This is a genomic window from Moritella sp. Urea-trap-13 (assembly GCF_002836355.1).
GTDB lineage: Bacteria > Pseudomonadota > Gammaproteobacteria > Enterobacterales > Moritellaceae > Moritella.
The window spans coordinates 80,215-89,138 of sequence record NZ_PJCA01000033.1; the positions used below are offsets into that span (position 1 = coordinate 80,215).

Here is an 8,924-nt window from a genome sequence, read left to right on the forward strand (position 1 = left end):
TAGTTTAGCGCATAGTAACGAATTCTTCTGAGCCCGTTGGATGGATAGCTACAACACTATCGAAATCAGCTTTTGTTGCGCCCATTTTCATCGCAACACCAAAACCTTGGATCATTTCGTCTACAGCAAAACCAATACCGTGTAGACCTACAACCGTTTCATTTTCACCAGCGCAAACTAGCTTCATTTTACAAGGTTGGCGGTTTGACGTGATCGCTGTATACATAGCAGTAAAGCCAGACTGGTATACTTTTACGTTTTCTTCACCATATTGTGCAATCGCTTCTGGTTCAGTTAAACCGATTGTACCAATTGGCGGGTGGCTAAACACAACTGTTGGGATCAGTGTGTAATCCATTTTAGCCGTTGTTTTACCGTTAAACAGACGTTCTGATAATTGACGACCTGCTTTAATAGCTACAGGAGTCAATTCAACACCACCTTCCATGATGTCACCAACACAGTAGATACCATCAACGTTGGTGTTTTGAAATTCATCTACTTTGATGTAACCACGGTCATTTGTTTCAACACCGGTAGCAGCAAGGTTAATCTTGTCTGTCGAAGGGTGACGACCAATAGCCCAGATTAGTGTATCAACATTTTGTGATTCACCGTTCTCAAGGTGCAGCGTGATAGAGCCATCAGCTTCTTTTACTACTTCTTTTGGTACTGAGTTCGTGTGTAATGTAGGACCTTCGGTATTCATTACATCAACAAGCGTATCAATTACCATAGGATCAAAGCTACGCAGTGGCGATTCTTTACGCACGAACAGGTGTGTTTCGCTGCCTAGACCGTGTAATACACCCGCTAATTCAACGGCAATATAACCAGCGCCGATAACAGCAACGCGTTTTGGTTGTTCTGTCAGTTCAAAGAAACCATTTGAATCGATGCCGTGTTCTGCACCTGGTACATTTGGAATGGTTGGTGCGCCACCTGTTGCAATCAGGATATGATCAGCCGTGTATGTTTCGCCGTTTACTTTGACTGTATTTTTGTCTTCAAAAGTCGCGAAGCCTTTGATCACTATCACCTTGTTATTACCAAGTACATTGTCATAAGAAGTATGAATACGGCTAATATACGCTTCACGTGCCGCGACTAATTTACCCCAATCAAGGCCTCTGTTTTCTACATCAAAGCCATAGTCTTTTGCATAAAGGTGCATTGCTTCTGCGATTTGAGCGCCGTGCCACATTACTTTTTTCGGTACGCAACCAACATTCACACAAGTACCACCTAGCGCATTCGCTTCGATGATGGCAACTTTTTTACCGTACATTGAGGCTCTGTTTGCAGATGCAATACCGCCGCTACCACCACCAATGGCAATATAATCAAAATGCTGTGACATATTCATAGTCCTTAATTGAGAAGATGAGCTTATTATATGACTAAGTTCATGCTGTTGTTTTGTAATAAAGTTAATTACACAGTTTAAACTGAATTGAGAGATATTATTAGTAGGTAAAGCCATTCACGGTCATTACTTTTACCTATCAATACTGAATAGCACGTGTCTATATTTACTCGCTATACTTGAAATTATCATTTTATAGCCGCATTAACTAATTAATATCATTATAAATAGGATGACTCTATGACTAACCCACTTTTGACTATGACAGGCTTGCCCCCGTTCGCGAGTATTAAACCCGAGCATATCGTGCCAGCAGTAACACAAGCTATTGCTGACTGTGAAGCGGTTATTGTTAACGTATTAGCTAATGACGATGCCGTTACTTGGGCTAACTTAGTGGCTCCTTTAGAAGAAAGTGATGATAGGTTAGGTCGTGTTTGGTCGCCTGTTGGTCACTTGAATGCGGTTGTGAGCAGTGATGATCTGCGAGAAGCACATGATGCTTGCTTGCCATTGTTGTCTGAATATTCAACTAAAGTTGGACAGAACCAGGGGTTATTTTTAGCTTACCAGCAATTACATGACAGCAGTGAGTTCACTACTTTATCAACAGCACAACAAAAAGTGATCACCAATGCGCTGCGTGATTTTAGGTTATCTGGGATCGATCTGATTGATAATGACAAGCTACGTTATGGCGAGATCAGCAAACGTCTATCGCAATTAACATCAACATTTAGTAATAATGTGATGGATGCCACGTTAGGTTGGCAAAAAGAGATCACCGATGAAGCATTACTTATCGGTTTACCTGAGTCAGCAAAAGCCGCTGCGAAGGCAACTGCAGAAAGTAAGTCATTAACAGGTTACTTATTTACCTTAGACTTCCCAAGTTACTTACCGGTAATGATGTATTCTGAAAATAGAGAATTACGTCGTGAAGTATATGAAGCATTTTGTACGCGCGCATCCGATGTCGGTCCCAATGCTGGTAAGTGGGATAACTCTGCGATAATGGCTGAGATTATTGCTTTACGTCACGAGCTTGCAGAGTTGCTAGGTTTTGCCAATTTTGCAGAAAAATCGTTAGCGACAAAAATGGCGGAAACGCCAGAGCAAGTTATTGAGTTCTTAACCGACCTTGCAGATAAGTCAGTGTCGCAAGCGGAAGTTGAACTCGCTGAAATTCAAACATTCGCCAAAGACAATTTTATGGCTAAAGAGCTCGAAGCGTGGGATTTGACATTCTATGCGGAAAAGTTGAAACAAGCGAAGTACACCATTTCAGATGAAGAGTTACGTCCATACTTCCCTGAAGACCGTGTTGTTAAAGGCATGTTTGAAGTGGTTAAACGTTTATTTGGACTTAACATTATCGAAGAGCTAGGTGCTGAATCTTGGCATAGAGATGTACGTTTCTTTGAGATCTTTGATGAAGAAGGTGAATTACGCGGTAGCTTCTATCTTGACCTCTATGCACGTGAACATAAACGTGGCGGCGCTTGGATGAATGATTGCCTAACCCATCGTATTAAAGCGAATGGTGAGCTTCAAAAGCCAGTGGCTTACTTAACCTGTAACTTCAATAAACCCGTGGGCGATAAACCTGCATTATTTACTCATAATGAAGTTACAACGTTATTTCATGAATTTGGTCATGGCTTACATCACATGTTAACGAAAGTGATCCCTGCTGCAGTATCTGGCATTAACGGTGTGCCTTGGGATGCTGTTGAGTTACCAAGTCAGTTTATGGAAAACTGGTGTTGGCAAGAAGAGGCATTAGCCTTCATTTCTGGTCATCATGAAACGGATGAATCATTACCAAAAACGATGCTATATAAGTTATTAGCGGCTAAAAACTTTAACTCGGCAATGGGTATGCTGCGTCAAATTGAATTTAGTTTATTCGATTTCCGTATGCACATGGAATATAACCCAGCGCAAGGTTCGAATATTCAATCGGTACTCAATTCAGTACGTGAAAAAGTATCAGTGCTACCGGCGCCAGAGTTTAATCGCTTCCAAAATGGCTTCTCACATATCTTTGCTGGTGGCTATGCGGCTGGTTATTACAGCTATAAATGGGCTGAAGTACTCTCTGCGGATGCATTTTCTCGTTTTGAAGAAGAGGGCATATTTAATGCGGAAACAGGTCGTGACTTTATGAGTTGTATACTTGAACGCGGTGGTAGTGATACCCCTATGGCATTATTTGTGCGATTCCGCGGACGTAAACCAAGTACTTACGCGTTATTAAATCATTCAGGTATTCGCTAACCTAATCGATAACTTGCTAGAACTGATCGGTTGTAGCGGTTATCGCTCGGTTTTGATTTTAAAAGAGTGGTAAATTGTGTATTATCTTGACCTGATATTTACCACTTTATTTTTAGTGCTAAAGTATTACTATAGTTCTCAATGAGCTGTAGTAATAATTGAAAAGGATATCAATATTCTGCAGCTAAACTAATCGAATTCGTGGACAAGGATGTATGGTTAATACTCTTACACTTAGTGATATAAACATTGATACGACACAATTGCTGGAAGCTAATTCTCTCGATCTGTTTTTGACTAATTTAGCCAGTTTACTACGTGTCGACACTCTTTATGTTGCTACTGTTTGCCCTCAAACTTTTGACTTATCTATTTTGTCTTGTCTACAACAGGGTGTTTTTGACTCTGATGTTGTTATCGACTTTAAATCCATGCCTTGCTTTGCCGCTTATCATCATGGCTATGCGGAATATGAACAAGATCTTGCATCTCGATTTCCACAACAAACACAATTACAAACATGGCAAGCTGAAGCATATTTGGGGATCCGCCTTAACGATGCATGCGGAAGGCCTATTGGTATCTTATCGGCATTTTTTCCTCGGAAACTATCTCAACATAAACTCGAATTAAACTTAATTCGTCTAGTTGCTGGTTTCTTAGAAAAAGAGATCCAACCAAAACATACAACTAAGTTACCTGTTACTGCTATTACGCCGGATATACCTACGGGATTGAGTGCGTATACCATGTGGTTGGAAGACAATATCGCCAAAGGCCGCCTAAGCAGTTGGAGTTATTTTTTAGATCAAGACCGATTAGAATGTTCAGACTCAGCTGCGAGTATTATTGACACGGCTAACGTTAAAGAAATTAATCAACTTGATGCCCTGTTAGCCTTAGTTGATAAAGCCGATAAGCATAAGGTCTTACGTGATTTTCAATCTGCGATTGTATCTAATTCCACAGCATCGGTCCGCAGTGTCTTCAATATTACGACTTTAGAAGGTAATGAAAAACGTATTCAAAGTGATATTTATCCTATCGTTGATGAAGCTGGCCAGGTGTATCGTCTAGATTGCATCAGTAAGGATATGACGGCGGAAGAATTAACCAGAAAAAGAGCATCTGCACAAGAGCGTATTCTTGAAACTGTTTTAGCTACCACACCTGTCGGGTTAGTCAAACTGAATGCTAATCGTGAAATAAAATGGGTAAATAAACAAGCCTGTAAAATGTTTGGTTATGAATTGGAAGATTTTCATCGTTTACGTGAGCGAGGCACATTAGATACTAGCAGCCTAAACTTATACTTTGATGAAGATAAAGAGCAGTTTGAAGAATACTATCAAGAAATATATGCCAATAAACGGAATAACTTTACCCTTAACGCACGCTACCGTCATCGTGATGGCAGCATGTTATGGACGAAGTTAACGGTTACCGCGGTTAGAGATGACATTAACAAAATCCAGTATTTCATTAATACCATTCAAGACCTCACGGAAGAACAAGATAATAAGCAACGTTTGTCGATTATTGAAAGTGTGTACCGGCATAGTGCCGAAGGCATCATGTTATGTGACGCTAATGAAAAAATCATTGATGTAAACCCGGCGTTTGAAACTATCACAGGTTATAGCGCGGAAGATGCAATAGGGCGCACACACGATTTATTGCGTTCTGGCGTACATGATGAACAATTTTATAATGCTATTTCTGAATCCTTGTTAAGTAACAATGAATGGAAAGGCATTATTTGGAGCCGTGATCGTGCTGGCGATATATTTGCCCAGCAAGTCACGCTGTCGAGTATTAAAGAGCGCGGTAAACTTAAATATTTCTTTGCGGTCTTCAGTGATGTGACAGAAGAAAAGAAGACCGAACAACAAATTATCACCCAATCTAATTTTGATCGATTAACGGGTTTACCGAATCGTCAATATTTTAGTGCTGAAGTGCGCCAAGTTATCGATAAATCAGCGGTAAATGGTCAGAAATTTGCCATTCTCTACATTGATATTGATGATTTCAAATCGGTAAATAACTCCGAAGATTTTATGGCGGGAGACCGCTTATTAAAAGAAACCACCGAGCGTTTAAAATACCGTAGCCGAGATAATGACTTTCTGGCTCGAATTGATGGTGATGAATTCGCCTTTATCATTCCTGAAGTAGTCAATAAGCGCCAAGCCGAAGTATACGCGAAACAGTTGCAAGGTGTATTTGCACAAGCTTATAAACTGTCAAATCAACAGCGCTATGTGACCGCTTCTGTGGGTATTACCATGTATCCAGAAGATGGCATATCAGTTGAAGCGTTAATGCAAAGTGCAGAACAGGCAATATTTGAAGCTAAGCGTAAAGGCCGTAATCAATGTGTCACTTTTACACAAGATTTAAGCGATGCTGCCATTCTAAAGCATCAAACGGTTGTCGAATTAGCTGAAGCAATAAAGTGCGGTAGCTTAGATGTTTATTATCAACCGATTGTTGACAATATCACCGGTAAAGTTGATAAGTTGGAGGCGCTGGTTCGTTGGCATCATCAGGAACGAGGGTTTATTTCGCCTGCCGAATTTATTCCGCTAGCAGAAGAAGGTGGATTGATTCAAGGATTAGGTGAATACGTATTAGATCAAGCATGTTGTGATCTAAAAATATTACATGAAGCTGGTTTTCCTTATATTGAAATGAGTATTAACCGTTCAAGTCTAGAGTTTAAGACTGTTGATATGCAAGCATCAGAATGGTTAAAAGTGATATCTTCGCATAATCTGCCTTATGGCTCGATAACTATGGAGATCACCGAAAGCTTACTGATGGATATGGACGGTCAGTATATGCAACGTATTAATGCACTTAAGCAAGCAGGTGTTAAAATTGCGATTGATGATTTTGGTACGGGTTATTCATCATTAAACTATTTACGTAGCTTACCTGCAGATATTGTTAAAATTGACCGTAGCTTTATTATTAATATTCCAGAGAACCAACAGGATAATTTATTATTGGATGGTATTATTACTATTGTTCATAACTTGGGAATGAAAGTCGTCACCGAAGGCGTCGAAACACAGGCTCAATTGAGTTACTTACAAGAGAAGCAATGTGATTATACCCAAGGCTTCTTATTATGCCGTCCTATACCTTTGCATGAGCTATTAGAGTTTATCACTCAAAATGAAAGCGTTTTTTAAATTACGCTCTCTATCTTCATTAATCATCCACTGAATTTAGGTTGTATTCGTATTTTTTGCTAATATAGGCATTCTAACTCGAATAATTACATCTAACCGTATCAGGCGTACATGAACAGCATACAAATAATCACAACAGATTCACTTTTTTCTGATCACATTGCAGCACTTGCTAAACAGTGGGGGTTCTCCCTTGAGCCTGTCGCTGATGCTCAATTTCAATTGCTATATTCTGATAAGGGACTTGAGCTATTTAAGCTTGATGAGCCAAAGTTAGGCGCTGTGTATGTTGATTTTGCTGGTGGCGCTGTGAATCATCGCCGTAAATTTGGTGGTGGTAAGGGGCAAGCTATTGCCAAAGCCGTCGGTTTAAAGGCAGGTGTGACACCGTCAGTACTTGATGGCACTGCCGGTTTAGGTCGTGATGCATTTGTTTTGGCGTCTTTAGGCTGTAACGTGACAATGCTGGAGCGTTCGCCTATTGTTGCTGCATTACTTGAAGATGGTCTAAAGCGTGCCGAACAAGATGAAGAGATAGGTGGCTGGATTACAACCCGACTAAAATTAGTATTTGCATCGAGCCTATCAGAACTAGAAGCGTTAGGTATTTCGCCAGATGTGGTGTATCTCGACCCTATGTATCCACATAAGAAGAAATCAGCACTGGTGAAAAAAGAAATGCGTGTATTCCAATCATTAGTTGGTGCAGATTTAGATGCTGATGGTTTGTTTGAACCGGCAATGCGCGTCGCGACTAAGCGTGTCGTTGTTAAACGCCCTGATTATGCCGAATATATTGCCAATGCAGAACCAAGTATGGCTATTGAAACTAAGAAAAACCGTTTTGATGTTTATGTAAAGCAGGCTATGAAGTAACTTATTCAGCCTGTTAGTATAGTCATTAATATCGAGTAGATATTTTATTTTAATATAATATCTGGAATCAGGCTCAAGGTTTTTAATATTTAACTGTGTTAATTTTGCGACCCACATGGGCCGAGCTATAGACGAGGGATAGTTGTGCTACTTGAACTAGATAATATTGAGAATGAATTAACGAATTCATATACGTTTACAGACGAAGATCATCGACTTCTAAGATCTTACGATGGGGTAATCGAAGGTATTGCTACTTTATTTGGTAAGCAATGTGAAGTGATTTTACATTCATTAGAAAGTATGGACCGTTCTGTTATTAAAATTGAAAATGGTTTTAATACTGGTCGTGTTGAAGGTTCACCAATCACCGATTTAGCGCTTAAAATGCTACAAGATATATCGGCACAGAACAAACAATCTTCAAAGGCGTATTTTACGCAGACTAAAGATGGCCAAATGATGCGTTCTATGACGATCGCAATCAAGAACCGTTCAGAAAGAACAATTGGTTTAATTTGTATTAATATTAATATCGGTGCGTCGTTCATTGATTTTGTACAAGAACTTTTACCTACTCCCGAAGCAAGAGAAACTGAATTATCTTCTGAGAATTTTGCGACTACAGTTGAAGAGTTAGTTGACCGTTCTGTAGAAGAAACAATTACAGATATTAACAACCGTACTGATATTGCCAACAATGCTAAAAATAAACACATTGTTATATCATTACACCAACAAGGTATTTTTGATATTAAAGACGCGATCAATATGGTTGCTGATAAATTGAATATCTCAAAACATACGGTGTACTTATATATACGCCAAATAAAATCTGATGAAGCAGAGCTTTAATAAGCTGTTTGTATCAAGAATATTAAAGCGGTAAGTATAATAAGGTGGTTATTGTATTAATAATCACCTTTCCTTCCCGTTTAATTTAGTTATCCTACACTTAACATACTTTATTTGCATGGTTATCATACAGCGACGTTTATCTGGATAAATACGTAATATAAAACTTGCCAAGCAAGTCAAGATCTCTATAATGCGACCTCACTGACACGGCAACAGCCGCTAAGTAAAGGTGTTTATCAGTATCGAAAGTTACTTTTAAACCTCCTGAAATAAAGTGCAAATATGTGCTTGACTTCGAAATAGGTTTGCGTAGAATACGCAGCCTGACTACGACGAAAGACGTC

Annotated in this window: 5 protein-coding genes; 4 read left to right on the forward strand and 1 reads right to left on the reverse strand. The window is 39.5% G+C overall.

All coding sequences use genetic code 11. The features are described 5' to 3' along the window. Positions 1-4: 4 nt before the first annotated feature. On the reverse strand, positions 5-1,360 hold the full coding sequence (gene gorA, locus CXF93_RS15835) for a glutathione-disulfide reductase (RefSeq protein ID WP_101063508.1): 1,356 nt from the start codon (positions 1,358-1,360) through the stop codon (positions 5-7). A 246-nt stretch (positions 1,361-1,606) separates the two neighbouring features. Between gorA and prlC the strand changes: the two genes are divergently transcribed. The 4 genes from prlC (at position 1,607) to CXF93_RS15855 (ending at position 8,577) form a co-directional block, all read left to right on the forward strand. Continuing rightward, positions 1,607-3,646, forward strand: coding sequence for an oligopeptidase A (prlC, locus tag CXF93_RS15840; protein WP_101063509.1), 2,040 nt, complete (start codon positions 1,607-1,609; stop codon positions 3,644-3,646). A 215-nt stretch (positions 3,647-3,861) separates the two neighbouring features. After that, positions 3,862-6,846 (forward strand): EAL domain-containing protein, encoded by a 2,985-nt coding sequence (locus CXF93_RS15845; RefSeq protein WP_101063510.1) that lies wholly within the window; start codon positions 3,862-3,864, stop codon positions 6,844-6,846. A 111-nt stretch (positions 6,847-6,957) separates the two neighbouring features. Continuing rightward, on the forward strand, positions 6,958-7,722 hold the full coding sequence (locus CXF93_RS15850) for a class I SAM-dependent methyltransferase (RefSeq protein ID WP_101063511.1): 765 nt from the start codon (positions 6,958-6,960) through the stop codon (positions 7,720-7,722). Between the two features lie 144 nt (positions 7,723-7,866). Beyond that, positions 7,867-8,577, forward strand: coding sequence for a transcriptional regulator (locus CXF93_RS15855; RefSeq protein ID WP_101063512.1), 711 nt, complete (start codon positions 7,867-7,869; stop codon positions 8,575-8,577). Positions 8,578-8,924 lie beyond the last annotated feature (347 nt).

Excerpts from the sequence above, each read along its gene's own strand:
- gorA (WP_101063508.1), bottom strand. The coding sequence starts at position 1,360 with ATGTCACAGCATTTTGATTATATTGCCATTGGTGGTGGTAGCGGCGGT.
- prlC (WP_101063509.1), top strand. The coding sequence starts at position 1,607 with ATGACTAACCCACTTTTGACTATGACAGGCTTGCCCCCGTTCGCGAGT.
- CXF93_RS15845 (WP_101063510.1), top strand. The coding sequence starts at position 3,862 with ATGGTTAATACTCTTACACTTAGTGATATAAACATTGATACGACACAA.
- CXF93_RS15850 (WP_101063511.1), top strand. The coding sequence starts at position 6,958 with ATGAACAGCATACAAATAATCACAACAGATTCACTTTTTTCTGATCAC.